Source organism: Neisseria sp. HMSC064D07, from assembly GCF_001837185.1.
Classification (GTDB): Bacteria; Pseudomonadota; Gammaproteobacteria; order Burkholderiales; family Neisseriaceae; genus Neisseria; species Neisseria flavescens_C.
This window is the reverse complement of sequence record NZ_KV831654.1, coordinates 12,711-38,695: the sequence shown is the minus strand read 5'-3', so window position 1 is coordinate 38,695 and position 25,985 is coordinate 12,711. Positions and strand designations below refer to the sequence as shown.

Annotated in this window: 27 protein-coding genes; 14 read left to right on the top strand and 13 right to left on the bottom strand. The window is 50.7% G+C overall.

The window, feature by feature from the left end; genetic code table 11:
* Positions 1-169 precede the first annotated feature (169 nt).
* The 3 genes from hpaR to murU all read left to right on the top strand — a co-directional run bounded on the left by hpaR (position 170) and on the right by murU (position 1,901).
* Positions 170-607 carry a homoprotocatechuate degradation operon regulator HpaR gene (gene hpaR, locus HMPREF2608_RS02395; protein WP_004520883.1) on the top strand — a complete coding sequence of 146 codons (438 nt, stop codon included), beginning with the start codon at positions 170-172 and terminating at the stop codon, positions 605-607.
* Between the two features lie 10 nt (positions 608-617).
* Positions 618-1,118, top strand: coding sequence for a 4-hydroxyphenylacetate 3-monooxygenase, reductase component (gene hpaC, locus HMPREF2608_RS02390; RefSeq protein ID WP_070825857.1), 501 nt, complete (start codon positions 618-620; stop codon positions 1,116-1,118).
* 87 nt (positions 1,119-1,205) lie between these two features.
* Positions 1,206-1,901, top strand: coding sequence for an N-acetylmuramate alpha-1-phosphate uridylyltransferase MurU (murU, locus tag HMPREF2608_RS02385; protein ID WP_070825855.1), 696 nt, complete (start codon positions 1,206-1,208; stop codon positions 1,899-1,901).
* A 93-nt stretch (positions 1,902-1,994) separates the two neighbouring features.
* Here the strand turns inward: murU and rarD are convergent, their stop codons facing one another.
* The 5 genes from rarD to HMPREF2608_RS02360 all read right to left on the bottom strand — a co-directional run bounded on the left by rarD (position 1,995) and on the right by HMPREF2608_RS02360 (position 8,268).
* Complete coding sequence (rarD, locus tag HMPREF2608_RS02380) at positions 1,995-2,897, bottom strand: EamA family transporter RarD (RefSeq protein WP_070825854.1); 903 nt, start codon at positions 2,895-2,897, stop codon at positions 1,995-1,997.
* 176 nt (positions 2,898-3,073) lie between these two features.
* Entirely contained in the window at positions 3,074-4,144 is a 1,071-nt protein-coding gene (gene tsaD, locus HMPREF2608_RS02375; RefSeq protein ID WP_070825853.1) for a tRNA (adenosine(37)-N6)-threonylcarbamoyltransferase complex transferase subunit TsaD, read from the bottom strand.
* Positions 4,145-4,243: 99 nt separating this feature from the next.
* Positions 4,244-5,431 (bottom strand): c-type cytochrome biogenesis protein CcsB, encoded by a 1,188-nt coding sequence (ccsB, locus tag HMPREF2608_RS02370; RefSeq protein WP_070825851.1) that lies wholly within the window; start codon positions 5,429-5,431, stop codon positions 4,244-4,246.
* Positions 5,424-7,376 carry a cytochrome c biogenesis protein ResB gene (locus HMPREF2608_RS02365; protein ID WP_070825850.1) on the bottom strand — a complete coding sequence of 651 codons (1,953 nt, stop codon included), beginning with the start codon at positions 7,374-7,376 and terminating at the stop codon, positions 5,424-5,426. Before HMPREF2608_RS02365 ends, ccsB begins: the two co-directional genes overlap by 8 nt.
* A gap of 268 nt (positions 7,377-7,644) precedes the next feature.
* A complete protein-coding gene (locus tag HMPREF2608_RS02360; RefSeq protein WP_003684518.1) occupies positions 7,645-8,268 on the bottom strand; it encodes a c-type cytochrome in 624 nt (207 codons plus the stop codon).
* Positions 8,269-8,483: 215 nt separating this feature from the next.
* Here HMPREF2608_RS02360 and yihA point away from each other — a divergent pair, with 215 nt between their 5' ends.
* A complete protein-coding gene (gene yihA / locus HMPREF2608_RS02355) occupies positions 8,484-9,125 on the top strand; it encodes a ribosome biogenesis GTP-binding protein YihA/YsxC (RefSeq protein ID WP_070825849.1) in 642 nt (213 codons plus the stop codon).
* Positions 9,126-9,467: 342 nt separating this feature from the next.
* The gene (locus HMPREF2608_RS02350) at positions 9,468-9,938 is read left to right on the top strand and encodes a PepSY domain-containing protein (protein WP_283122279.1); all 471 of its coding nucleotides are present in this window, start codon (positions 9,468-9,470) and stop codon (positions 9,936-9,938) included.
* A 100-nt stretch (positions 9,939-10,038) separates the two neighbouring features.
* Here HMPREF2608_RS02350 and HMPREF2608_RS02345 read toward each other — a convergent pair whose 3' ends face one another.
* Together HMPREF2608_RS02345 and HMPREF2608_RS02340 are read right to left on the bottom strand one after the other, a co-directional pair.
* Entirely contained in the window at positions 10,039-10,257 is a 219-nt protein-coding gene (locus HMPREF2608_RS02345; protein WP_070825847.1) for a hypothetical protein, read from the bottom strand.
* The gene (locus tag HMPREF2608_RS02340; protein ID WP_070825845.1) at positions 10,235-10,468 is read right to left on the bottom strand and encodes an RNA-binding S4 domain-containing protein; all 234 of its coding nucleotides are present in this window, start codon (positions 10,466-10,468) and stop codon (positions 10,235-10,237) included. Before HMPREF2608_RS02340 ends, HMPREF2608_RS02345 begins: the two co-directional genes overlap by 23 nt.
* 164 nt (positions 10,469-10,632) lie before the next feature.
* On the opposite strand from HMPREF2608_RS02340, the gene dnaE reads away from it, so the two are divergent.
* Complete coding sequence (gene dnaE / locus HMPREF2608_RS02335) at positions 10,633-14,067, top strand: DNA polymerase III subunit alpha (RefSeq protein ID WP_070825844.1); 3,435 nt, start codon at positions 10,633-10,635, stop codon at positions 14,065-14,067.
* Positions 14,068-14,307: 240 nt separating this feature from the next.
* Here dnaE and HMPREF2608_RS02330 read toward each other — a convergent pair whose 3' ends face one another.
* Positions 14,308-14,643, bottom strand: coding sequence for a hypothetical protein (locus tag HMPREF2608_RS02330; RefSeq protein WP_003684489.1), 336 nt, complete (start codon positions 14,641-14,643; stop codon positions 14,308-14,310).
* 288 nt (positions 14,644-14,931) lie between these two features.
* Here HMPREF2608_RS02330 and HMPREF2608_RS02325 point away from each other — a divergent pair, with 288 nt between their 5' ends.
* From HMPREF2608_RS02325 to HMPREF2608_RS02310, 4 genes are all read left to right on the top strand, one after another.
* Complete coding sequence (locus HMPREF2608_RS02325) at positions 14,932-15,426, top strand: restriction endonuclease (protein ID WP_070825843.1); 495 nt, start codon at positions 14,932-14,934, stop codon at positions 15,424-15,426.
* A 21-nt stretch (positions 15,427-15,447) separates the two neighbouring features.
* Positions 15,448-16,311, top strand: coding sequence for a mechanosensitive ion channel family protein (locus HMPREF2608_RS02320; protein ID WP_004520900.1), 864 nt, complete (start codon positions 15,448-15,450; stop codon positions 16,309-16,311).
* A gap of 71 nt (positions 16,312-16,382) precedes the next feature.
* Positions 16,383-17,249: a hypothetical protein gene (locus tag HMPREF2608_RS02315; RefSeq protein WP_070825842.1), complete on the top strand. Its 867-nt coding sequence runs from the start codon at positions 16,383-16,385 to the stop codon at positions 17,247-17,249.
* Positions 17,250-17,370: 121 nt separating this feature from the next.
* Positions 17,371-19,407 (top strand): M3 family metallopeptidase, encoded by a 2,037-nt coding sequence (locus HMPREF2608_RS02310; protein WP_070825841.1) that lies wholly within the window; start codon positions 17,371-17,373, stop codon positions 19,405-19,407.
* A gap of 188 nt (positions 19,408-19,595) precedes the next feature.
* On the opposite strand, the gene HMPREF2608_RS02305 is transcribed toward HMPREF2608_RS02310, so the two are convergent.
* Positions 19,596-19,859, bottom strand: coding sequence for a hypothetical protein (locus tag HMPREF2608_RS02305; RefSeq protein WP_070825840.1), 264 nt, complete (start codon positions 19,857-19,859; stop codon positions 19,596-19,598).
* A 234-nt stretch (positions 19,860-20,093) separates the two neighbouring features.
* Here HMPREF2608_RS02305 and HMPREF2608_RS02300 point away from each other — a divergent pair, with 234 nt between their 5' ends.
* Both HMPREF2608_RS02300 and HMPREF2608_RS02295 read left to right on the top strand, forming a co-directional pair.
* A complete protein-coding gene (locus HMPREF2608_RS02300; protein WP_036492713.1) occupies positions 20,094-20,513 on the top strand; it encodes a CopD family protein in 420 nt (139 codons plus the stop codon).
* 38 nt (positions 20,514-20,551) lie between these two features.
* The gene (locus HMPREF2608_RS02295; protein WP_003749055.1) at positions 20,552-21,022 is read left to right on the top strand and encodes a CYTH domain-containing protein; all 471 of its coding nucleotides are present in this window, start codon (positions 20,552-20,554) and stop codon (positions 21,020-21,022) included.
* 151 nt (positions 21,023-21,173) lie between these two features.
* Here the strand turns inward: HMPREF2608_RS02295 and ubiG are convergent, their stop codons facing one another.
* From ubiG to HMPREF2608_RS02275, 4 genes are all read right to left on the bottom strand, one after another.
* Complete coding sequence (gene ubiG / locus HMPREF2608_RS02290) at positions 21,174-21,887, bottom strand: bifunctional 2-polyprenyl-6-hydroxyphenol methylase/3-demethylubiquinol 3-O-methyltransferase UbiG (RefSeq protein WP_191620498.1); 714 nt, start codon at positions 21,885-21,887, stop codon at positions 21,174-21,176.
* Positions 21,888-22,049: 162 nt separating this feature from the next.
* Positions 22,050-22,583 (bottom strand): c-type cytochrome, encoded by a 534-nt coding sequence (locus tag HMPREF2608_RS02285; protein ID WP_070825838.1) that lies wholly within the window; start codon positions 22,581-22,583, stop codon positions 22,050-22,052.
* Between the two features lie 467 nt (positions 22,584-23,050).
* The gene (locus tag HMPREF2608_RS02280) at positions 23,051-23,323 is read right to left on the bottom strand and encodes a GIY-YIG nuclease family protein (RefSeq protein WP_070825837.1); all 273 of its coding nucleotides are present in this window, start codon (positions 23,321-23,323) and stop codon (positions 23,051-23,053) included.
* On the bottom strand, positions 23,320-24,210 hold the full coding sequence (locus HMPREF2608_RS02275) for a LysR family transcriptional regulator (RefSeq protein WP_070825836.1): 891 nt from the start codon (positions 24,208-24,210) through the stop codon (positions 23,320-23,322). Before HMPREF2608_RS02275 ends, HMPREF2608_RS02280 begins: the two co-directional genes overlap by 4 nt.
* Before the next feature lie 119 nt (positions 24,211-24,329).
* Here HMPREF2608_RS02275 and HMPREF2608_RS02270 point away from each other — a divergent pair, with 119 nt between their 5' ends.
* Both HMPREF2608_RS02270 and HMPREF2608_RS02265 read left to right on the top strand, forming a co-directional pair.
* A complete protein-coding gene (locus tag HMPREF2608_RS02270; protein ID WP_070825835.1) occupies positions 24,330-24,986 on the top strand; it encodes an NAD(P)-dependent oxidoreductase in 657 nt (218 codons plus the stop codon).
* Positions 24,987-25,418: 432 nt separating this feature from the next.
* Positions 25,419-25,958, top strand: coding sequence for a DUF924 family protein (locus HMPREF2608_RS02265; protein ID WP_004520918.1), 540 nt, complete (start codon positions 25,419-25,421; stop codon positions 25,956-25,958).
* Positions 25,959-25,985 lie beyond the last annotated feature (27 nt).

The window sequence follows — 25,985 nt, the reverse complement described above, 5'->3', positions numbered from 1 at the left end:
CATTATTATCAAAACAAACTGTTAGAGATCTTCATCTAATATTGTGGCAGTGATGCTTTTGTTCCCATGACCCGGCTGCCGACGGTAGCCTTAAAACAGCAATATTCGCCTTTATCAATCTACCTCACGCTTCAACGGTTTGATTTTTGATAACACCGGAGACTTAGTAATGCCCAACCAATCTAAACATGCATCTATCAATATCGGTCTGATTCAGGCACGGGAAGCATTGATGACCCAATTCCGCCCTATTCTGAACCAAGCCAATATTACTGACCAGCAATGGCGTATCATCCGGCTCTTAGCGGAAAACGGCACACTCGACTTTCAAGATTTGGCCAATCAGGCCTGCATCCTCCGTCCCAGCCTGACCGGCATTCTGACCCGCTTGGAAAAAGCAGGTTTGGCCGTGCGCCTGAAGCCTTCCAACGACCAACGCCGTGTTTACTTGAAACTGACGCCCGAAGGCGAGAAACTCTATGAGTCCACTGGCGCATTGGTTGACGAGCGCTATGACGCAATTGAAAAAGTCCTTACCAAAGAAAAAATGGCACAACTCAAAGAACTCTTGGCAGAGCTGGCAAAAATCGAACAGGCATTAAAATAAAGCGAGCCGGATGACAGATTCAACACACACATTCAAGAGTTCTTTCCGAGATGCCATGGCCTCCTGTGCCGCCGGTGTGCACGTTATCACGACAGACGGCGAAGCGGGACGCTATGGCATTACCATGACTGCCGTAACTGCCGTTACCGATGAGCCGCCGACGGTCATGCTGTGCATCAACCGCCAATCCGCCATCATTCCCATCCTGCAAGGCAACCGTGATTTGTGTATCAACACACTCAACGACGGCCAGCAGGATGTCGCCGAACACTTTGCCGGACTGACCGACCTCTCGCCCGAAGAACGCTTCGAATACCATATTTGGCACAGGGGGCAAACCGGACAGCTCGAAGTCGAAGGCGCGCTGGCGCACCTGCACGGCAGCATTGTCGATCAACGCGAAATCGGCACGCATTACGTCTTTTTCGTTCAGATCAACGAAATCCGCAATACCGACACACAGGCACCGGCATTGCTGTATTTCCGTAGGCAATTCAAATCTTTGGCATAAATAAAGGTCTCAGGCCGTCTGAAACATCGGTTTCATTTTTTCAGACGGCCTGAGACCTTTTCTGTTTCACACATTATAGGCACACCCATGAAAGCAATGATACTGGCCGCCGGTCGCGGCGAACGCATGCGCCCCCTGACCGACCACACGCCCAAACCCTTACTCGAAGTAGCAGGCACGCCGCTTATCGGCTGGCACTTACGCCGCCTGCAACAGGCCGGTTTCACTGAAATCGTCATCAACCATGCCTGGCTTGGCCAACAAATCGAAGATACCTTGAAAGACGGTTCAGACTACGGAGTGCGCATTGCCTATTCTCCAGAGCGCGCCGGAGGCCTGGAAACCGCCGGTGGCATTGCCACTGCCCTGCCTCTTTTGGGCGACGAACCATTTTTGGTCGTCAATGGCGATGTATTGACCGACATTGATTTCCAAGCTGCACGACTGGCTGCCCAGCGTATGCAGGAACACAACCTTCTCGCCCATTTATGGCTGGTGGACAATCCGCCCCATCATCCCGAAGGCGACTTCGGCCTGCTTTCAGACGGCCTGGTATCCGCTTCATCCACAGACGGCCAAGCCCTGACTTTCAGCGGTGTGGGCGTTTATCATCCCGCACTTTTCAAAGATACCCCGGCGCATCAGGCTGCCAAACTTGCCCCTCTGTTGCGTCAGGCCATGAGCCAAAACCAAATCAGCGGCGAACACCACAACGGCCTTTGGTTGGATGTCGGCACAGTCGAACGCCTGCAAGAAGCCGATCGTATCGCCCAAAGCTGGTAAAACAAAAGAGACGTATCCGATACATCCCTTGCAATATCAAAGGCCGTCTGAAAATATTGGGCAACCCATTTTTCAGACGGCCTCAATCTATCATCAAGCTTTAGCCAATTTCTTTTCTTTCTTCATTCCCAACAAGCCATTGACGATCATCACGCACAATCCCGACCAAATCAGGCCATAGCCGATCAATGCGCCTTTTTGTACCGGCTCGCCCAGCCACACAATCGACACGATAAAGAGCAATACAGGCTCCAAATAGCTCAACATGCCGAACACCGCCACCGGCAGCAACTGATTTGCCTTCAAATTCAAATGCATGGATATTGCACTATTGAAGCCCAGCAACACGATAAAAAAGATTAAAACCGGTTTGGCCGCAATCATCGCCGGCGTATCCGTTGCCAGCAAAATATACGCCAACGCAAACGGCGTAATCATCATCAAATCAAAGGTCAGCCCGATTAAGGAAGGCACGCCCAGCTTGCGACGTAGCAGATAATAAAACGGATAAGTACCGAACACCCATACAGTCGTCCACGAAAACGCGCCCGACCGCACCAATTCACATGCCACGCCTGCACACGCCAAGATTACCGCCACCCTCTGTAACCGGTTCAAACGCTCTTTAAACCAAATCCGTCCGCCCAGCATCATTGCCAAAGGAAACAGGAAATAACCCATGGCAATGTTTACCCCTTCCCCATTGACCGGCCCCCAGACAAACAGCCACAACTGGCTGGCAAATATCGGCGTCGGCAATACAATCAGCAGCCATCGTTTCCAATCCCGGCCGACGCCATAAGCAAAACGCGTTGCCGCCTGCCAACCGTTGACCATCGTCATCAGCACGCACAAAGCCGACAGCATGGCGACTATGCGCCAGGCAAACACCTCCGTCCCCGTCATCGGCCGCATCCACATACCATACAGAAACAGCATGGAAAACAACAAATTGGACGCTATCGCAGCCAGCAAACCTTTGGATAAATTCGTCATTTCAGACGGCCTTTTGCAATCAATCAAAGTTAATATTGTAGAAAAAACGGATGAAAAAATTACTCATCTTTTTGAATGAAGTTTTACCGCAAACATCCGTTTCATTAAAGGCCGTCTGAAAACCCTGTCTTCAGGTTTTCAGACGGCCTTTCATTGCATCGAAGCAGTCTAATACATCAGCCCTGCTTCACAATATCCGACAGCGGCCAGCGCGGCTTGACATTGAATGCGCCGACAGCCTGACGCTCGGCAAGACGCATCGCGCCGGCAAAGGCAATCATTGCGCCGTTGTCGGTGCAATATGCCATCAGCGGGAAATAAACATTGATTTTTTCTTCCTGCGGCTTTGGTTTGCCTTTTTCAGACGGCATTTTAACGGTTAAGCGCGAAAATTCATCACGCAGTTTCCAGTTTGCACCCACACCGCCGGCAACCACCAAAGTTCTAAAGCCAGTATCCAACAACGCTTTTTTGGCTTTGGCCGCTAATACGTCAACCACCGCATCTTGGAAAGCGCGGCAAATATCGTTACGTGTTTGTTCCGGAATTTCATCGCTGCCGGTTTCGGCGCGGACTTTTTCGACAGCGGTTAAAACAGCGGTTTTCAAACCGGAAAAGCTCATCTGCAAATCGTGCGAATGGAGCATGGGGCGTGGGAATGTGAAGGCATCAGGCGTGCCGAGTTTGGCCAACTCGGATAATTTGGCACCGCCGGGATAAGGCAGGCCCAAAAGCTTGGCCGTTTTGTCGAACGCCTCGCCTGCCGCATCATCCACGCTTTCACCCAGCAAGGTGTAATCACCGATACCGCGTACAGCCATAAATTGCGTATGTCCGCCCGACACCAGCAAAGCGACAAATGGAAATTCAGGCTTATCGTCTGCCAATAAAGGCGAGAGCAAATGGCCTTCAAGATGGTGAACGGGGATAACGGGCTTGCCGATGGCAAATGCCAAGGCATTGGCGAAGCCTGAACCGGCCAGCAATGCACCTCCCAAACCCGGGCCTTGCGTAAAGGCAACTGCGTCAATATCGGCATAGCCTACGCCTGCTTCCTTCAAGCAACCTTGCGTCAACGGCACGACACGGCGGATATGGTCGCGGCTGGCCAATTCGGGGACAACGCCGCCGTATTCGGCGTGCATCGCCATTTGTGTGTGCAAATGATGCGCCAGCAGGCCGCGCTCGGTATCGTAGAGCGCAACGCCAGTTTCGTCGCAAGATGATTCAATTCCTAATACCAACATGGTTTGAGGCCGTCTGAAAAAATGATTAAAAACGATTCAGACGGCGTTTTCTCCGAAAACGGAAAAAGGCCGTCTGAAATAAAGTGTGGGATAAGCTGCTTACAAAGTGCCGTAAGAATGCAGGCCGCTTAAGAACATATTCACGCCGATAAAGGCAAAGGCGGTAATGACCAGGCCGATAACCGCCCACCAAGCCAACACTTTGCCGCGCCAGCCTGCCACCAGCCGCAAATGCAACCAGATAGCGTAATTCAGCCAAACGATGAATGCCCAAGTTTCTTTCGGGTCCCAGCTCCAATAGCGGCCCCACGCATCGGCCGCCCACAATGCGCCGAGAATGGTGGCAATCGTGAAGAACAAGAAACCGACGGCAATCGCTTTGTACATAACTTCTTCAATGACTTGCGAGTGCGGCAGCCATGATTTTTTGCCCGCATCTTCTTTTCGGAGTGCCAGCAATTCGGCAATACCCAGCATGGCGGCGATACAGAATGCGCCGTAGCCGATAAAATTGGCCGGAACGTGGATTTTCATCCACCAAGACTGCAAAGCAGGAATCAGCGGCTGAATGGCATGCGCCTCGCGTGAAACGCTGTACCACAAGACAAATCCGACCACAATCGCCATAAAGCTGAAGACAAAGCCACCCAGTTTTTGTACGGCAAAGCGGCCTTCGTAATAGAGGTACATCAGCGCCGTAATGACCAAGAACAAGATGAATACTTCGTAAAGGTTGGAAACCGGAATATGGCCGGCATCGGGACGCAGCAGATAGCTTTCATGCCAGCGTACCAGCAAACCGACAAAGCCCGCCATCGCGGAAACCCACGCAAACACGGTACCCATGCTCAAAAGCGTATTGGACGGCACATTTTTGCGTACCGCCGCTATCGCGCCGACGATATAGGCAAACAAGGCAAAGAACACAAACGCGCATTGCCACATAATCGCCGACTGGCTGCTTAACAGGTATTTGAGCAGGAAGCCGTCTGCGCGTTTGATGTTGCCGCCATACAAATCAACAGCCAAATACGCCAAGCACACGCCCAAAGGGATAAACCAGCGCATCGGTTTGAAAAACCAACCCAGAAAAACGGCAATACCGGCACTCGACCACAAAATTACCATTTCGTAGATATCCATGTGCAGACCGGCTTGGGTTTGGGCAATAAACGCACCGACTGCAATCAGCAGTGCGAATGCCCAGTCGAAGAGGTTGAGGTTTCGGATAAATGATTTGTGTGTCAGAAGCTCATGCTCGGGCAAGGCCTGATGTTTGTTATTCATGGTTCAAATCCTTGGCAAGCTGCTGCAATTGCCGTGTGTGTTGCGGAAATTCTTTCTGCAAGTCGCGTTCGTTGCGGCTGGAAGACATGGCAAAACGGATACGGCCGTCTGAAAACAGCAGCCACGCGCGTTTTTCACGAATATAGAACATAAACACCGTACCCAACACCAGCAATACTGAACCCAGATATACCAAGAATGCGCCCGGCGAACGGGTCATCTGCAATCCGGAAGAGCGCACTTCGGAATAGCCGTCCAATTGCAGCAACATCGGCGCAGGATACTCGGTCAAACCGGTGTACGCGTCCATTGCATGCAGCAGGAAGCGGTTGCGCTTTTCATCTTGCGGCCAAGCCGGCAGGTTGTATGTACTGATCGTGTCTTCCAAAGCGGCGTTCATCACGCCATAGAGCATCTCGTAGAAATAACCCTGCATTTTTTCCTGCTGATCTTTGGGAATGTTGGTGGTAACAAATTCGTCCAAAGCCAAATAGCCGCCTTTGGCAAAAATCGACAAGGTGTTTTCCGCCGCCGCCATGAATTGCTCGCGGATTTCGGCGGGTGCGCCTTTGACGGCGTTGGCAACGGTTTTACGGCGTGCCGCGTCGTCTTTCAAATATTGGCGCAAAGCCATAAAGGTATCGATTTTACCGTTTTTATCCATCGGAATGCGCAACCAGCGGTATTGCTGCGCCAAGCCGCTGCGTGTGCCGGTAATGAAGAAATAGTCTTCATCTTGTTTTACCGGCAGCATATAGTTTTTATATTCGACCGCCTGCCCTGCTTTGTCGCGGATGCGGTAAACGATAGACGGGCCGATATTGGTGTATTTTTTGCCTTCCTGACGAACGGAGCGAACATCATTGATGGCGGATTTCAGGTTTTGCTCTTTTTCAGACGGCTCGCTCATGTCTTCGACGTTCATCGAAGTAAACTGGTCAAATTCCAGCTTATAAGAGGTCTTGCCCAAATCCAGCGGAAACTCGCGCATGGAAGTTGCTTTGAGTTTGACCGGAGTACGGTCGGCATCAGCCAGATTCCACGCTTTAAACGTCAAGTCTGAGCCGCCGTCGGCAAAACTTGCCTGATAAACCGTAATACCGTGCAGCGTCAAAGGATGGTTGACGCGGATGGTGTGTTCGCTGACTTTGCCGGTCGCCTTGTCCGTGACTTCCAAGTCGCTGGCGAAATCGCGCGGCATACCGGTATCGTAAAAATCAATATGAAATTTCTTCAATTTGACGGAAAACGGCAGGTCTTGCACGAGCATGCCGTTATCCGCATTCAGAAATACCACATCCGCGCTCTGACCTTCCGAAATATTGACATTGCCCCTAAACGACAAATTAGACGTACCCAACACGCTTTCGGGCTTAAAGTCTTTGGCGTAAACCGCAGTATTGTCCGGCACGACCCGGCCGGTAAGCATACCGATTTTCAGCAGGATATTGCTGTCTATCAAACCGCCCAAACAAATCACAATCAGCGCGGCATGGGCAAAGATATAGCCCCATTTATTCATCGCGCCTTTTTTCGCCGCCACCAAAACCGAACCGTCTTCACGCGTAACGGTTTTGCAGCCATAGCCCTGCACTTCCAAATAACGTTGCGCAACTTCGGGCGTTACCTGTCCGTCTAAAACGATGGAATGGCGCATTGCCGCCAGTGATTTTTCCTTCGCGTTTTCACGGAACGAACGAATCTCGCGCAAAAACGGCGGAACATTGCGAATCAGGCACAATCCGGTGGAAATCACCAAGAACATCATGATGACAACGAACCACGCCGAGGCGTACACGTCGTACAGGCCCAACAAGCCGAAAATCTGCGACCAAAACGGGCCGAATTTAACCAAATAATCGACTTGTGGCTGGTTTTGCTGCAAGACCGTACCGATAATCGAAGCCACGCCCAACAGGCTGAGCAGGGCAACGGCAAAACGCATGGAGCTGAAAAAGGCAAACCATGGTCTACGGATAAGTGGGACGGATGATGAAGATTTACTCATGTCTCAAATGTCGGCTTGGGGCAACCCGATTGATGGAACGGACTGCTATGACGTGTGATGCGAAAGGAAGAATATTGCATATTGTAGTCAAAATCTTGCTGTCGCTATTTGAAAAAACCAATCAGGCTTATCGGCCTATATTGGCTAAGGCCGTCTGAAGGGTTTTCAGACGGCCTGTATCAATAAACTCGTTTCAGAACGAAATTTAGTGCAAACCTTGAATGAAGTTGGCTACTGCGTTCAACTCTTCTTCGCTCAGGCGGTTGGCAATATCGGCCATGATAGCGTTTTTACGTTGGCCGGATTGGTAAGCTTTCATTTGCTCGACAACGTAAGCTTTGTGTTGGCCGCCCAAACGAGGATAGGCTTGGATTTCAGTACCGCCGCCCGGGATACCTGCGCCGCTAGGGCCGTGGCAAGACATACATGCCGGCAGTTTTTTAGCGCTCAGGCCGCCGCGATAGATTTTCGCGCCCAGCTCTGGGTTTTCTTTAGGATTGGCTTCGCCCGGTTTGCCTTGTTGTTTGGCATAGTAGGCGGCAGCGTCGCGGATGTCTTGTTCGGACAAGTTCATCACCATCGGTTTCATCACGCCGGCAGCACCGTGGGTACGGGTACCGTCTTTGATGGCCATGGTTTGACCGTAGGTGTAGGCCGCAGCCTGACCTGCCAGTTTAGGATAAGTTGCGATACCGCTGTTACCATCGGCTGCGTGACACGCCGCACAGATAGTAGTCGCTACCTGTTTGCCTTTTTCAGCATCTGCTTTAGGGGCAGCGGAAACCGCACCGGCAGCCAATACCAAGGCCAATAAAGTCAATCGTTTCATGGAGTGCTCCTGATTACAGCATTGCGTACCGCGTCAATGCCTTTTTTATACTCAAATACCGGGGAATTTTCCCGATTAAAACCGATAATTCTATAAACGTGCTATTCTATACCAAGTTTACATTAAATTACTACTCAAATTACCAAACTGCTGCAACATAAATGCCCGATACAAATTATGATGTTGCAGTTTTGTTTCCATGCAAGGAAATCCTGATGAACCTTTTTCAAAACGCCAAATTCTTTACAACGGTCAACCATCTGAAAGACCTGCCCGATACGCCGGCCGAGATTGCCTTTGTCGGCCGAAGCAATGCCGGCAAATCCAGCGCCATCAATACTTTAACCAATCATGTGCGCCTTGCCTACGTTTCCAAAACACCGGGCCGCACCCAACACATCAATTTCTTTGAACTGGAAAACGGCAATTTCATGGTCGACTTGCCCGGCTACGGCTACGCGCAAGTACCGGAGGCCATTCGTGCGCACTGGGTCAAACTCTTGGGCGACTACCTGCAACAACGCCGCCAATTGATCGGCCTGATTTTGATTATGGACTCGCGCCATCCGCTAAAAGCTTTAGACATTCAAATGCTGGACTTTTTCCACATCACCGGCCGTCCTGTGCATATCCTGCTGTCAAAAGCAGACAAGCTGTCTAAAAACGACCAGATTAAAACTTTAGCGACGGTAAAAAAATCACTCAAGCCCTACACCGAGCGTCAAAAAATCAGCGTTCAACTGTTCTCCAGCCTGAAAAAGCAAGGTATGGACGAAGTCAATCAAGTGGTCGGCTCATGGTTTGACGCGCATCGCAAAGAAATCGAGAATCTTGCAGGCGAAGCATCGCCTGAATGATTGTAAAACAAGGCGGAATGAGATGAGTTGACCAACCGCAAATTTTATTCCGTCATTTGTTTTCTCACCATCGCGTTTACCATTTAATTCGGGGCATGTATCACACATGCCCTTTTTTCATCACACTTTTTGTTTTCACACGCAAACCAAAACTTTCGCCAAATATGCCATCACAACATATCAGCAAGGCCGTCTGAAAGCGCGGCTTCGATCTCCATTATTATTAAAGTGTTAATTTTAGTATTGCAACTAATTACACATCTTAGCATTTTGCTCATATTCAGCTAATTGTTGAGGCATAGAATGCATTCATCGTTCAACAACACAGTAGGAAAGAAAATCATGAAACGCATTAACGCTTTTATTTCAAAAAAACTCATCATTGCCGGTATTATTGCTTCAAGTTTGGGCGTTGCTGGTGCAGCAGGTACTATGGCTTTCAAAGAAGGTATATTTGCAAAGGTTTCCGGCCAGCAAGCAGCCGCAGCAGCGGTAGCGGAAGTGGGCGGCGTCGTTAAAGATGTCGATTACAAATACAAACAACATTTGGGCGGCCGTTACAAAGTAGAAATCTTGAAAGACGGCGTCGAATACGAAGCTTTGGTTGATGCTCAAAACGGCAAAGTATTGGCAGTAGCACAAGATGACGATCAAGACAAACGACACTTTGGTAAACATGATAAGCATCATAAACATGATAACCATGACAATGCCGAGCCCTCTTCATCGCAAAATACAGATTATCAGGCTCCTGCAGATGCTGTACCTGACACACCTGAAAATGCAACCGCTTCCGAGGTAACACAATCTTAATTTAAACTTTAAAAAAGCCAATGCCGTCTGAAACTTTCAGACGGCATTGGCTTTAATGCAGCATTGTTTGAAACACAGCTCCTATCAAGCCCAATCGTTTTCAGACGGCCTTTACCTCATCTTCACCATCAGTCCAACCAGCTTCTTTCAATTTCCGCTGTTGCGCGTCATAACGTGCTTTTTCCGCCCAATACATTGTCTGGATACAGGCATCGCCGCACTCGCTGCCGCAACATTCCCACGACTCAGGGCGGACAGGTTCGTCTAACAACGGCTCGCCCAAGATGGCTTCGGCTTTATTCTTCAGAGTCGTATCCATCGGCGATTTCCAAGCGCGCACCGTCAAACTCAATCACTTCGCCACCGCGTATTTTGGCGGTTTTACGGGTTTCGGTTTCGCCGTTGCGCAACACCAGCCCTTCGGCGATAAACGCTTTTGCCTGTCCGCCGCTTTCGGCAAGGCCGGCCAATTTCAATAAGTCGCACAACGCGATGTATTCGTTGTCTTCAAGATAGACGGTTGCTTCCATCATTTAATCCTTTTCAATAATGGCGATATTTTAACATGGCCGTCTGAAAGAAAGCCCCTTCTGTTTGATTTGCTTTATCCAACCCCATTACATTTGGTTTTCAGACGGCCTTTAGCTGCCAACCCTGCTACAATACGCCTTTTATTGTTCACGCCGATTTTGCCATGACCGAGCCGACCTACATCCCCCTGCGCCTGCATACCGAATTTTCGATTACCGACGGTATGGTGCGGATTAAAAAACTGATTGCCAAAGCGCAGGAATACGGTTTGCCTGCTTTGGGCATCAGCGATTTGATGAACGAATTCGGCTTGGTGAAATTCTATAAAGCCTGCCGCGGCGCAGGGATTAAGCCCATCGGCGCGGCGGATGTGTGGATAGGCAATCCGAATGCGCCCGACAAGCCGTTTCGCGCCATGCTGATTATCCGCAACGATGCGGGCTATCTGCGCTTGAGCGAGCTTTTAACGGAGGCTTATGTCGGCAAAGACCGCAATATCCATCATGCGGAACTCAACCCCGAATGGCTGAAAAACGGCGACAACAGCGGCTTGATTTGTTTGAGCGGCGCACATTACGGCGAAGTGGGCGTGAATCTTTTGAACGGCAATGAAGACGCGGCGCGTACGGCGGCGTTGAAATATGCAGCATGGTTTCCCGATGCGTTTTATCTAGAGCTGCAACGCCTGCCCGAACGCCCTGAATGGGAGGCTTGCGTTTCGGGCAGCGTGAAGCTGGCTGAGGAACTGGGTTTGCCAGTGGTGGCGACGCATCCGACACAGTTTATGAGCCGCGACGATTTCAACGCGCACGAGGCGCGGGTGTGTATTGCAGGCGGCTGGGTATTGACGGACAAAAAACGTCCGCGCGATTTCACGCCGAGCCAGTTTTTCATTCCGCCGGAAACCATGGCCGAACGTTTCGCCAATTTGCCTGAAGCCTTGGAAAACACGGTAGAAATTGCCAAACGCTGTAATCTGCACATCACATTGGGCAAAAACTTCCTGCCGCTCTTCCCTACCCCGGACGGCCTGTCGCTGGACGATTATTTGGTGAAACTGTCCAACGAGGGTTTGCAGGAACGCATGGTTCAGCTTTATCCCGACGAGGCGGAACGGGCGGCAAAAATGCCGGAATATCAGGAACGTTTGGATTTTGAGCTGAACATCATTATCCAGATGAAATTCCCCGGCTATTTCCTTATCGTACAAGACTTTATCAACTGGGCAAAAACGCACGGCTGTCCGGTAGGACCGGGCCGTGGTTCGGGTGCAGGCTCATTGGTGGCGTATTCATTGAAGATTACCGACCTTGATCCGCTCAAATACGCGCTGCTGTTCGAACGTTTCTTAAACCCTGAACGCGTCTCCATGCCTGACTTTGACGTTGACTTCTGTCAGGCAAACCGTGGCCGCGTGATTGAATATGTGCGCGAAAAATACGGCGCGGATGCGGTAAGCCAGATTGTGACTTTCGGAACGATGTCGTCCAAAGCAGTCATCCGCGACGTGGGGCGCGTGCTGGAACTGCCGTTTATGCTGTGCGACAAACTGTCCAAGCTGATTCCGTTGGAAGCCAACAAACCCCTGGGTTTAGAAAAAGCCATGGAGGCCGAGCCGCAGATTCAGGAATTGATTGAAGCGGAAGAAGCGGACGAACTGATTACGCTGGCGAAAAAGCTGGAAGACCTGACGCGCGGTTTGGGTATGCACGCAGGCGGCGTGTTGATTGCGCCGGGCAAGATTTCCGATTACAGCCCTGTGTATCAGGCGGACGAATCCGCCTCGCCCGTATCCATGTACGACAAAGGCGACGTGGAAGACGTGGGCTTGGTGAAGTTCGACTTTTTGGGTCTGCGCAACTTGACCATTATCGAAATGGCGCAGAACAACATCAAAAACACCACCGGCGATATCGTCGATGTCGGCAAGATTCCGCTTGACGACCAAGCCGCCTATCAAATCTTCCGCGATGCGAACACCACCGCCGTGTTCCAGTTCGAGTCGACCGGCATGAAAAAAATGCTGAAAACGGCGCACACGACCAAGTTTGAAGAACTTATCGCCTTCGTGTCGCTCTACCGTCCCGGCCCGATGGACAATATTCCCGACTTCGTCGCGCGCATGAAGGGACAGGAATTCCAATACATCCATCCGCTGCTCGAAGGCATCCTCGCGCCGACCTACGGCATTATGGTATATCAGGAACAAGTGATGCAGGCGGCGCAGATTATCGGCGGCTACTCGCTCGGCGGCGCGGACTTACTGCGTCGCGCCATGGGTAAGAAAAAGCCCGAAGAAATGGTGAAACACCGCGAAATTTTCGCCGAAGGTGCGGCAAAACAAGGTATTTCGCGCGAAAAATCCGACGAAATCTTCAACTACATGGAAAAATTCGCCGGCTACGGTTTCAACAAATCCCACGCCGCCGCCTACGCCCTGATTTCCTACCAGACTGCATGGCTCAAAGCGCACTACCCCGCCGAATTTATGGCAGCAACCATGTCGTCTGAATTGGACAACACCGACCAGCTCAAGCATTTCTACGACGACTGCCGCGCCAACGGCATCGAGTTCCTGCCGCCCGACATCAACGAATCCGACTACCGCTTCACGCCGTATCCGAACATGAAAATCCGCTACGCACTCGGCGCGATTAAAGGCACGGGCGAAGCCGCCGTCGAATCCATCATCGCCGCGCGGCAAAGCGGCGGCAAATTTACCGGCCTCTTGGACTTCTGCGAGCGCGTCGGCAAAGAACACATGAACCGCCGCACCCTCGAAGCCCTGATCCGCGGCGGCGCGTTCGACAGCATCGAACCCAACCGCGCCATGCTCTTGGCAAACATCGACCTCGCCATGAACAACGCCGACCAAAAAGCCGCCAACGCCAATCAGGGTGGACTGTTTGACATGATGGAAGACGCTATCGAGCCGGTGCAGCTCATCGACGCGCCGATGTGGAGCGAATCGGAAAAACTTGCCGAAGAAAAAACCGTCATCGGCTTTTATCTGTCCGGCCACCCGTTCGGCCCGTATGCCCAAGAAGTCCGCCAAATCGCCCCGACCAAATTAGGCCGTCTGAAACCGCAAGACAGCGCGCGCCTCGCCGGATTCGTTACCGCCGTGCGCACCATGATGGGCAAGCGCGGCAAAATCGCCTTCGTCAGCCTCGAAGATTTGAGCGGGCAGATTGAAATCATGGTCAGCGGCCACACGCTGGAAAACTGCGCCGACTACCTCAAATCCGACCAAGTGCTGATTATCGAGTCCAAAGTCAGCCGTGACGACTACGGAGGCGGCGACGGGCTGCGCATCATGGCCAACCAAGTCATGACCCTGCAAATGGCGCGCGAACGCTACGCCCGCAGCCTCAGCCTCGCCCTAGCTCCCGGCCACGACATCACGCGCCTCGCCGCCATCCTCACCGCCCACCGCCTGCCCGACACGTCGCACATCCCGCTGCAACTATCGTACAGCAACGGCAAAGCATCGGGTAAATTGAAAATTGCGCCCAAATGGATTGTAACGCCAAGCACCGCCTTGTTTGACGAACTGGAAACATTGCTCGGCAGCAGGGCAGTTCGTGTGAATTGGTAAGACTAAAGGCCGTCTGAAACTACACGTTCAGACGGCCTTTAATTTAAAAAGCGCTTTAAAAACATAAATCAAATACGGATTGAGGCTTTCAGACGACCTTATTGTATAGAGAGATTATCTGAAAAGTTTATTGCAAGAGACTTTGGCTAATAGGAAAAGATAGCCCACAAAAAAAGGGGGTGAAAATACACCCCCTTTTTCTATAGAAGCCCCATATCAAAGGCCGTCTGAAAAACAGTTTTATTTAACGATTTCAACCGGGCCATGGTCGTCGCAGTGATCGCCGTGTTGGTGATGCAGACGGCCGTTGACGATGTAGTCGACGTGATCGCCGTGCGGTACGGCTTCGTGGCCGCAACCTTCGCCGTGAACGTGGCCGTGGCAGGTGTCAACCGGGTGGCAGCCGTCAGGGTTGGTTTCATTGACGCTCAGTGCATGCTCGTCGTAGTGGCCGTTGTGCTCATGGTGCAGGTGGCCGTCGTGTAGATAATCGACGTGGCCTTCATGTTTGATGGCAGTGTGGCCGCAGTTTGCGCCGTGGACGTGGTCATGATGTTCGTGGGTTTTACAGGTCATTTTTTCTCTCCTAATGTTCAGTGAATAGCAATCTTTCGTGATTGATTTTTTATCTTATCTTTTTTTGATGCAAACGTAAAAAATTTTACAGTTATTAATATATTGTTACGATATATCATCTATTGATATATCAGACTATTTTGTTTTTCAGACGGCCTTTTATTCATCATTCATTTATTTTCAGCGAGAACTTAAAACCCTTCCGATAATTCAAAATATCGAATTTTTCAGCCGTAACGGGTAACATGGAAACAAAGAGATGGGTTCTTCAAACAAACAGGTACTGCAATGGGAAAACAAGCCAGACTTTATATGGTTCGCAGCACGCAAGGTGCGCTTTATGATGTATTTTTTGAACGCGGTGTGGTGGCGTTGGCCTGGCCTATGCTGGCCGAAGCGGCGGCCAAGGGTTTTGGCCGTGAGGAACTGACGGATATTTACCGTTCAGCCGTGCCGGATGTGAAGTTGAGAACGGCGCAATCGGGTGCGGCTCAGATGTGGCGGTTTGTCAACGAGTTGTCCGATGGAGATGCCGTATTGACCTACTCGCCTACCCTGCGCCGTTATCGGGTTGGCAGGATTACGGGCGGAGCGGTACATTGTCCGCAATGGGACGATGAAAAAATGTCGCTGGTACGGCCGGTTGAGTGGCTGGGCGAAGTGTGCCGCGATGATTTGAGCGTGGCAGCGCAACGGACTTTGGGCAGCGTGGCAACTTTGTTTGCGGTATCGGAAGCGTGTGCGGCAGAAATTTTTGAACACGTGAGTTTTCAGACGACCTAAAAAGGGAAAGGAAACAGTATTATGTGGAACACCATGCATGAATGGCTGAACGCTTTGCCTGTCAGTGAAGAAATCATTAAATCGGCATTGATGTCGGTATTGATGATTGTGGCCGTCATTGCCGGGCGCAGCATTTTGCTCTCGGCGCATTTTCGCAGCCATCCGGATTTGAGCATTGAAAACAAACGCCGCTCGCTGGTGTTCAGCCGCAACGTGACCATGTTGCTGATCCTGCTCGGGCTGGCGATGATTTGGGCGGCGCAGATTCAAACTTTAGCCTTGTCGATGTTTGCAGTGGCCGCGGCGATTGTGGTGGCAACCAAAGAGCTGATTATGTGTTTGTCCGGCAGCATCCTGCGCTCGGTAACCAAACAATACTCCATCGGCGATTACATCGAAATCAACGGCCTGCGCGGACGGGTGGTCGATATCAATATGCTGAACACGCTGATGATGCAAATCGGCCCTAATCCGTTGATCGGCCAGCTTTCCGGCAAAACGCTCTCGTTTCCCAACAGCCTGCTTTTGAGCCATACCGTGCGCCGCGACAATATTTTGGGCAATTATGTGATTCATACGGTGGAAATCCCCGTGCCGATTCATTTGGATTCGGACGAAATCATAGGCCGTCTGAAAGCCGTTCTTGAGCCCTTGTGCGCAGCCTATGTTCCCGTTATCCAACAATATTTGGAAAACGTTCAAGCGCAAAAACTCTTTATTACCCCCGCCGCCCAGCCGCGCGTGTCCCGCGTGCCGCATGATGACAAGGTGTACCACATCATCGTACGCTTCGCCTCCCCCGTTTCCAAACGGCTGGAAATACAACAGGCCGTCTTAGACGAATTTTTGCGCACGCAATACCGACTGATCAACCAAACAAAATAGTACGGTTTGTTTATTGATACAATCAAATCCCTTACAATAATGAAGTTCACAATCAACAATAAGGAAAAGTCATGTTGCCCGAATCAGCCCTTGCCGAAATGTATCCCGTCATTATGACCCCCAGCCATGACGGCAAATATTTCCACAACTACACCCTCTCGCTTCTGAACATCGTCCACACCAACGCCTCCCTCGGCCTGCCGCTGCAAGTAATGATGCAGCGCGGCGAAAGCCTGATTACGCGCGCGCGCAACAACTGCGTGGCCAAATTTTTGGAAAACAAAGAATGGACGCATTTATTCTGGATTGACTCCGACATCGGCTTCTCTCCCGACTCATTCTACCGCCTGCTCTTGGCCGATAAAGACGTTGTAGCCGGCGTTTATCCGCTCAAACGCGAAAACTGGCCGAAAGCAGGCCTTCCGGCCGGCATGACTCAAGCCGATTTTGAGCGCATGTACACTTCTTACACCGTCAACACCAACGACAAAGATGAAAACGGTGAAATCGTATTGAAAGTCGATGAAGACGGTTTTATGAAAGTCCATGACGCGCCAACCGGCTTCATGGTTATCAAACGCAGCGTATTTGAAAAAATGATAGAGGCCTACCCCGAGTTGAACTACGTCTCCGACAGCGACTACAGCCCGGAAAACAAAGGCCTGCACTACCGCTTCTTCGACTGCATGGTCGATCCCGAAAGCAAACGCTATCTGTCCGAAGACTACACCTTCTGCTACCTCTGGCGTCAAATCGGCGGAGAAGTGTACGTCGACGTGCAATCCAACCTGACCCACCAAGGCGCAAAAGTGTATCGCGGCTCGTTTGCCGAATCCCTGCAAACCAATCTTGCTAATGCAGTTTACGCCCCCGAAGGCACCACCATGCGCCTCGAGCTGGCTGCGCCATTGCACGCCAATCCACGCGGCGCAGAATAAGATTGGCAGACAGGCAGGCGAGACACTTTAATTCTGCCTGTCTGCCACCATATAACGCCTATCGTTTTCTTTTCAGACGGCCACAAAGCCGTCTGAATCCATCTTATTCAGGAGAAACCATATGAGCGACAACGTCCTGCTCCACTTGGGCGAAGAACCCCGTTTCGACCAAATCAAAACCGAAGACATCAAACCCGCCCTGCAAACCGCCATTGCCGAAGCACGTGAACAAATCGCCGCCATCAAAGCGCAAACGCACACCGACTGGGCCAACACCGTCGAAAAACTAACCGACATTACCGAACGCGTCGGCCGCATTTGGAGCGTGGTTTCCCATCTCAACTCCGTGGTCGATACGCCCGAGCTGCGTGCCGTATACAACGAATTGATGCCTGAAATCACCATTTTCTTCACCGAAATCGGTCAAGACATCGAGTTGTACAACCGCTTCAAAATCATCAAAAATTCTGCCGAATTCAACACCCTCTCCCAAGCACAGCAAACCAAGCTCAACCACGACTTGCGCGATTTCGTCCTCAGCGGTGCCGAATTGCCGCCCGAACAGCAGGCAGAACTGGCGCAACTGCAAACCGAAGGCGCGCAACTGGGCGCCAAATTCGCACAAAACATCCAAGACGCGACCGACGCTTTCGGCATTTACTTTGACGATGCCGCGCCGCTTGCCGGTATTCCCGAAGACTCCATCGCCATGTTTGCCGCCGCCGCGCAAAGCGAAGGCAAAACAGGCTACAAAATCGGCCTGCAGATTCCGCACTACCTCGCCGTTATCCAATACGCTGACAACCGCGAACTGCGCGAACAAATCTACCGCGCCTACGTTACCCGTGCCAGCGAATTGGCTGACGAAGGCAAATTCGACAACACAGCCAACGTCGAACAAACCCTCGCAAACGCGCTGAAAACCGCCAAACTGCTCGGCTTCAAAAACTACGCCGAGCTGTCGCTGGCAACCAAAATGGCGGATACGCCCGAACAGGTTCTGAATTTCCTGCACGACCTTGCCCGCCGCGCCAAACCGTTTGCCGAAAAAGACTTTGCCGAAATCAAAGCCTTTGCACGCGAAAACCTGAATATCGAAGATCCACAATCTTGGGATTTGAGCTACGCCGCCGAAAAACTGCGCCAAGCCAAATACGCCTTCAGCGAAACCGAAGTGAAAAAATACTTCCCTATCAGCAAAGTATTGGCAGGCCTGTTTACCCAAATCAAAAAACTCTACGGCATCGAGCTGGCTGAAAAAACCGTCCCCGTTTGGCACAAAGACGTGCGCTATTTCGAGCTGAAACAAGACGGCCAAACCATCGGCGGCGTTTACATGGACTTGTACGCACGCGAAGGCAAACGCGGCGGCGCATGGATGGACGGCTACAAAGGCCGCCGCCGTTTCGCCGACGGTACGCTGCAACTGCCGACCGCCTACCTCGTCTGCAACTTTACCCCGCCTGTTGGCGACAAAGAAGCGCGTTTGAGCCACGACGAAATCATCACCCTCTTCCACGAAACCGGCCACGGCCTGCACCACTTGTTGACCCAAGTTGACGAAGTGGGCGTATCCGGCATCAACGGCGTCGAATGGGACGCGGTCGAGCTGCCTAGCCAATTCATGGAAAACTTCGTTTGGGAATACGACGTATTGGCGCAAATGTCCTCGCACGAAGAAACCGGCGCGGTATTGCCGAAAGAGCTGTTCGACAAAATGCACGCGGCTAAAAACTTCCAACGCGGTATGTTCCTCGTCCGCCAGATGGAATTTGCCCTCTTCGACATGGAAATCTACCATCAGGAAGATGAAGGTCGTCTGAAAGAATGGCCGCAAATCTTAGACAAAGTGCGTCAAGAAGTCGCCGTGACCCAACCACCGGCATACAACCGCTTTGCCTTGAGCTTCAGCCACATCTTCGCCGGCGGCTACTCCGCAGGCTATTACAGCTACGCATGGGCGGAAGTTTTGAGTGCAGACGCTTACGCCGCTTTTGAAGAAAGCGACGACGTTGCCGAAACCGGCCGCCGCTTCTGGAAAGAAATACTGGCCGTAGGCGGTTCGCGCAGCGCAGCCGAATCCTTCAAAGCCTTCCGCGGCCGCGAACCAAGCCTGGATGCCCTGCTCCGCCACAGCGGTTTCGACAACGCAGCTTGATTTGAAAATCCGCCGTTTTAAACAGAAAGGTTGCTGATTCAAAATTAAAGGCCGTCTGAAATGTTTCAGACGGCCTTTCGGTTGGCACAATTAATGAGGAACAAAATACGTCCAATCTCTAACAATTTTTTCGGGAGAAACTGAAGTCCACATTTCAAACTCCTATCTCCCTCGGCTCAACGCTAAAATTAGTTTTTGCCCTTTTTATCGCCGGCTGCCAAGCGCATATTGATAAACTCCATCATCAAATCTTTTTTCGTCCAGAAAAAGGTTTTCATTTTTTCCAAAGAATAGATTTTCCGAATCATCGCCGGCAATCCTGCGTGAACGATGGCCGCGACTTCGCCATTGGTTGTTTCATTGTCCATGGCGGCTTTGAGGTTTAGATTGTGCGTATTCAGGTAGTCGCAAAGCGCTTTTCTGACGCTGCTGCTGATTTCAAATTGTTTCATGTTTTCCGTCCATAATGCTTTTATAGTTAAATAGCATAGGATTCTAGCAAGTTTTTTGCATTTTGCATATCTCAATGTGCATATTATTGCGGAATTTACAATTTGGCTTTTGGGTAAAATCATGCCTGCCACACATTGTTGTGGCGCACCTTGTCGGATTGTTTTGACTATTTTGTTTCGGCTTGGGCCGCATTGCGGATAAAATAACGGTTTTAGGTGTTGAGGCCGTCTGAAATGTATTTGTGGTTTAAGCTGTTACACATATTTTTTGTGATTTCTTGGTTTGCCGGACTGTTTTATCTGCCGCGGATTTATGTGAATCTGGCGCAATTAGAACCCGGCAGCGCTGAATATGTACGGCTGACGGATATGTCGCGGCGGCTGTACCGCTTTATGTCGCCTTTGGGCTGGGGAACGCTGATATTCGGCGCGGCCATCGGCTTTGTCAACAATTGGTGGGGCAACGGCTGGCTGGCGGTTAAATTATTGTGCGGCCTGCTGCTCTTGGCTTATCAGCTTTATTGCGGCCTGTTGCTGCGCCGTTTTCAAAACGGCAGCAATGTGTATTCGCACCGCTGGTATCGGGTATTCAATGAACTCCCCGTTTTGATGATGGTGGCCGCGCTTTATATGGTGGTTTTCAAGCCGTTTTAATCTTCAGACGGCCTGTTTGGTAAATAAGGAAAGAATTCATGACGGTCGAAATCGAACGCCGCTTTTTGCTGGCGGATGACAGTTGGCGCGAAGCGGCAGGCGAGCCGCTGGTGTTGCAACAGGGCTATTTGAGCGTGGAAAAAGAGCGCACCATCCGCGTGCGGATTATCGGTTCGCAAGCCTGGCTGACCCTGAAAGGCTATATTTCCGATATGACGCGCAGCGAGTTTGAATACGAAATCCCGCTGGCTCACGCGCAGGCGATGATGGCGGATATGTGCCCGTTTAAAATGGAAAAATACCGCTATCGGGTCGAATTTGAAGGCTTTGTGTATGAAATAGACGAATATTTCGGCGACAATGCGCCATTGATTGTGGCGGAAATCGAATTGCCGTCTGAAGATACCGAGTTCCCCAAACCGTCTTGGTTGGGCAAGGAAATCACGTCAGACGGTAAGTTCACCAATGCGTATTTGAGCAAACATCCGTATTCGTCTTGGACGGAATAACGAGTACAACCCACATACAAAAAAGGCATGTATCGCACATGCCTTTTTTCTTTTCAGACGGCCTGATTTGCCTTACCGATATTTGAATTAAGCTGCTTTCGACATACTGTTTCAAATATCGGGCAAGCCCGTGTGTTTTATCCGTGGAACCTTACGCCGGACGGCAGGCAACCATGTAGTTGACCTCGGTCGAGTCACACAAAGAATAACGGCCGCTCAACAAATTGTAGGTCATGCCCTTGCTGCCGACGGTATCCAATCCGGCTTGGCGGCACATACGTGCGAGTTCTGCCGGCGTGATGAATTTTTTCCAGTCATGCGTGCCTTTGGGAACGAATTTCAACAGATATTCCGCACCGACAATCAGATGCAGATAAGATTTGGGATTGCGGTTGATAGTGGAGAAAAACACCATGCCGTCTGGTTTGACCAGTTTCGCACAGGCTTGAACGATGGCGGCCGGATCGGGAACGTGTTCCATCATTTCCATACACGTTACCACGTCAAAGCTGTGCGGCTGCTCGGCGGCGAGGTCTTCAACGCGGATGCAGCGGTAATCGATATTGGCAACGTGTTGAGCGGTCGCATGGGCAGCGGCGGTTTGCAGGGATTTTTCCGCCATATCGATGCCGGTCACGTGTTCTGCGCCGCGTTTGGCCATGCTTTCTGACAAAATCCCGCCGCCGCAGCCTACATCCAGCACGCGTTTACCTGCCAATCCGGCATAGCCGTCGATATAGTCGAGGCGTAAGGGGTTGATGTCATGCAGGGGCTTGAATTCGCCGTTTTTATCCCACCATTTATCGGCGATTTGGCTGAACTTGGCGATTTCGCCGGCATCTACGTTGTCGTGTTGATTGCTCATGGTTTGCTCCTGCATAAAATCATTCGCCTGATTTTAGCCGATTGTGCTTCAAAATAAAATGTTTCAGACGGCCTTTGCCCGTTTATCGGCCCTATTTCAACTTTCATCCGCCTGAATATAAAAAACGCACCTTGTGGCAAGGTGCGTTTCAATCGGTATGATTTAGAATTTAGCGCCGGATTCGTTGGCCATGTAGTCAACTGCGGCTTTCACTTCGTCGTCGCTCAAGCTGCCGTTGCCGCCTTTGGCAGGCATGGCTTGGAAGCCTTCGATTGCGTGTTTGTGCAGAGTGTCTTGGCCTTGTTTGATGCGAGGCGCCCAGTCTTCTTTTTTGCCTACGGCCGGAGCGCCGGGAATCAAGCCGCTGTGGCATGCTTTACAGTTCGCTTCAAAAACAGCTTTGCCGTCCACTTTGGCGGATTCGGCAGGCTTGGCTTCAGCGGCAGGCGCTTCGGTTTTCTCTTCAGGCTTGACAGCTTCTTCAGGTTTAGCGGCTTCCTCTGCTTTGCTGGCAGCGGCTTCGGCTTTATCGGCAGCTTCTTGAGCGGCAGATGCAGTCGCATCGGCAGCAGAAGCGGCTTCGGTTTTAACTTCAGATGCAACGGCTTGAGCAGCCTCTTGAGTCTCCTGTTTAGCCTCTTGGGAACAAGCTGTCAAACCAGCCATCATCATTACGGCAATCAGTAATTTGTTCATGTTCGGTCTTTCCTTAGTTTTAGTTTAAATCACTGTTTTATATAAACAGCTTAAAAATTCTAGCATAGAAACTAATACTTTCGACCTACACTATAATAAATATTGGTATAAATCAGATTTTGTCTCAAAAACTGAAAAACATATTGACACCACCTCTCTACTCGGATAGAAATTCACCCCCATTTGTCATAAAACGCGATAACTTTCATTTTATTGTTCAAGCAGTTACTCATTTTATTTTCAAAGTTTCTTTTAGAATTCAACTTTTTACCGACTTCTCCATAAGTAGCGTCAACCTAAAAGCCATCCCCATCCAAACAGGCCGTTTGAATCCCAATCAGGTTTCAGACGGCCTTTTTGAATCATGTTAATAAACATTTGCCGCTTGGCCATGCAAAAGACACCAGCAGGCTTACCTATTTATGTGGTTATTCATATTCCGACTACAATTTAATCCATTGTCGCCATTAGTCTTTTGCCAATGTTTCAGCTTCAACCCACAATCCCTGCTTCTGCTCTGCCGTCAATTTCTTAATGCCGACTTCCCGTTTCAGCGCTTCACTTTTGCTCAGGCCGTCTGAAACGATGCGCATCTCGACAGGCTTGTTCAAACGCATGTATTTTGCGCCTTTTCCTGACAAATGCGCTGCAAATCGCTCTTGAGGACGGTTGCTGATGCCGCAATAAAACGCGCCGTTTTCGCACAAAATCAGGTAAACGCTCCAATTTTCCGCGTTCATAAATCCCCTTCCTTGGCAAAACTCTCGGTAAAAATCCGCACGGCAGCCTCGGTTTTGGCAGACTGCACACGATAAGGCGTCACCAAATAAAGGCTGACCGGCGGCAATGTCCATTCAGGCAAAACCGCTTTCAGACGGCCTTGCGCAATTTTCTCCCTTACTTCGCCACCCACTTGTAAAGACAAACCGAAACCGCTTTCGGTCAGATTGCACACGGCGGCAAGATGCGTACAGGCAATGCTGTCGGCGACGTCGAGGAAATAGCTTTCTTCACCGTTTTGCAAGGTCGTGCGGACAGGTAAAAAATGCAGCCAGCGGTGGGCGTGAAGCTGAGAGGGATGGGTAATGGGCGGATGCCGGTCGAGATAATCCGGCGCGGCGCAAATTATGTACGGCCACGTCACGAGATGGCGCGCAACCAAATTGGGATCGTCCAAAGCGCGGTCGCCGCCACGTATGGCGATGTCGGTCTGATTGTGTTGCAGGTCGTCCAAGGTATCGCTGAAATTAAAGACAGGACGGATTTTAGGGAACTCAGTTTGCAATCGCGAAAAAGCCGTCTGAAAAGCGTGGGATTCGATGACCGTAGAAGTTAGAGAAATGCGCAATTCGCCGACAGGTTCGGTTTTCAGATTGTCGATAACGGTACGCGTATCGGCAAGCGTGGCGGCGAGACGGCGGCAGTATTCGCCCAAGGCACGGCCGGCATCGGTAGGCGCAAGACTGCGCGTACTGCGGTTTAACAGCTTGATGCCGTGCAGGGTTTCGAGGCGGTTGATGTGCTGGCTGACAGCAGACGGCGTCATGCCTAACGCGGCAGCAGCGGCATTCATGCTGCCGTGTTCGAGGACGGTAGCGAAAACAAGCAGGGGTTTGATGTCTTGCATTTCGACTAATTATGTAGTTAAACTTCATAATAATAACAGTAAATCAGGGATTATCAAGCGTTTCAGACGGCCTTACAATGCACTTATCTAATCAATCACATCCCCACAAGGAGTCAAACATGAAAATCGCAGTTATCGGTGCAACTGGTTATGTCGGCAACGCAGTCGTTCAAGAATTGGCAGGCCGCGGCCATGAAGTGACCGCTTTCGCTCGCAACACAGACAAAGTTTTCCAAGCACAAAATGTTGCCGCAGTCTCCACAGATGTCAACGCAGCAGATTTTGCCGACAAACTGGCCGGTTTTGATGCCGTGGTCAGCGCATTCAACCCCGGCTGGACCAATCCCAACATCGGCGCGGATTTCACACACGGCGCAAACAGCATCGTCGAAGCGGCAAAAGCAGCACAAGTGCCTTATTTATTGGTCGTCGGCGGCGCGGGCAGCCTGTATGTGGCACCCGGTTTGCAAGTTATCGATACGCCCGACTTCCCGAAAGAAATTTTCGACGGTGCCAATGCCGCACGCCATCTCTTGGCAGAACTCCTGCCGCGCCGCGACGTGAACTGGTCTTTCGTTTCCCCTCCGGCACGACTGGGCGCGGACGGCGGTTTCAGCGAAGACAAAACCGGCAAATACCGCTTGGGTAAAGACGATTTGCTGATGGACGGTGAAATTCCGGCAGGCATCAGCGTGGCCGATTTGGCAGTCGCCATCGCCGACGATGCGGAAAACAAAGCGCATTTGTTTGAACGTTTTACCGTCGCCGCTGTTTAATCATCTTAATTTAAAGGCCGTCTGAAACTAAAAGTTTCAGACGGCCTTTGCATGCGCTCATCTCATCAATCGAATCTCAACAAGAAGTCACACATGAAAATCGCAGTGATTGGTGCAACAGCTTATGTCGGCAACGCAAGCAAAGTTTTCCAAGTGCAAAATATTGTCGTCGTCTCCACATACGAATAAAATCTGTCGGCAATTTATATCAAAATTACAAAAATATTTTGAACAAAGTGAAGGAACTGTACCAGAGTAGTAAGGAGCCCATCCTGAAAAGATGTAGATCATAAATTGCATATTGTGAGCAACAATCCGCTCCGCTACCGATCTTTTCTCACGCAAGCGCTGATGGTTAAGATGATCTGAAAGCATCTCTCTAATTTTTCAGACGGCCTCAATTTTCCATGTACTCTATTTCAAGGAGTTTTCATGACACCTCAAACTGTCTTAGATTTCTGGTTTACCGAAGAAAACCACCCTTTCCAATTTGCCCGCAACAATGGATTCGATGCCCAAATTCGCGCTCAATTTTTCGATATCTGGCAGCAGGCAGCTCGCGGCGAACTTTCACACTGGCGCGATACCCTGCAAGGCAGGCTCGCCGAAATCATTATTCTTGACCAATTCTCGCGCAATCTGTTCCGCGACAGCCCTCAAGCGTTTGCCCAAGATACTGCTGCACTCATTCTTGCCCAAGAAGCCGTTCGCCAACCCGGCTTCGCCGACCTCCTTCCGCATGAACGCCATTTCATGCTGATGCCGTTGATGCACAGCGAAAGCCAAGTTATCCATGAACAAGCCGTACCGCTGTTTGAACGCTATACCAATGAAAACGCATTGGCCTTTGAAATCAAACACAAAGTCATCATCGACCACTTCGGACGCTATCCGCACCGTAACGCCGTATTGGGGCGTAAAACCACGGAAGAAGAAGCAGAATTTCTGAAGCAGGAAGGTTCATCATTTTAATTCCATCAAAGTCAAAGGCCGTCTGAA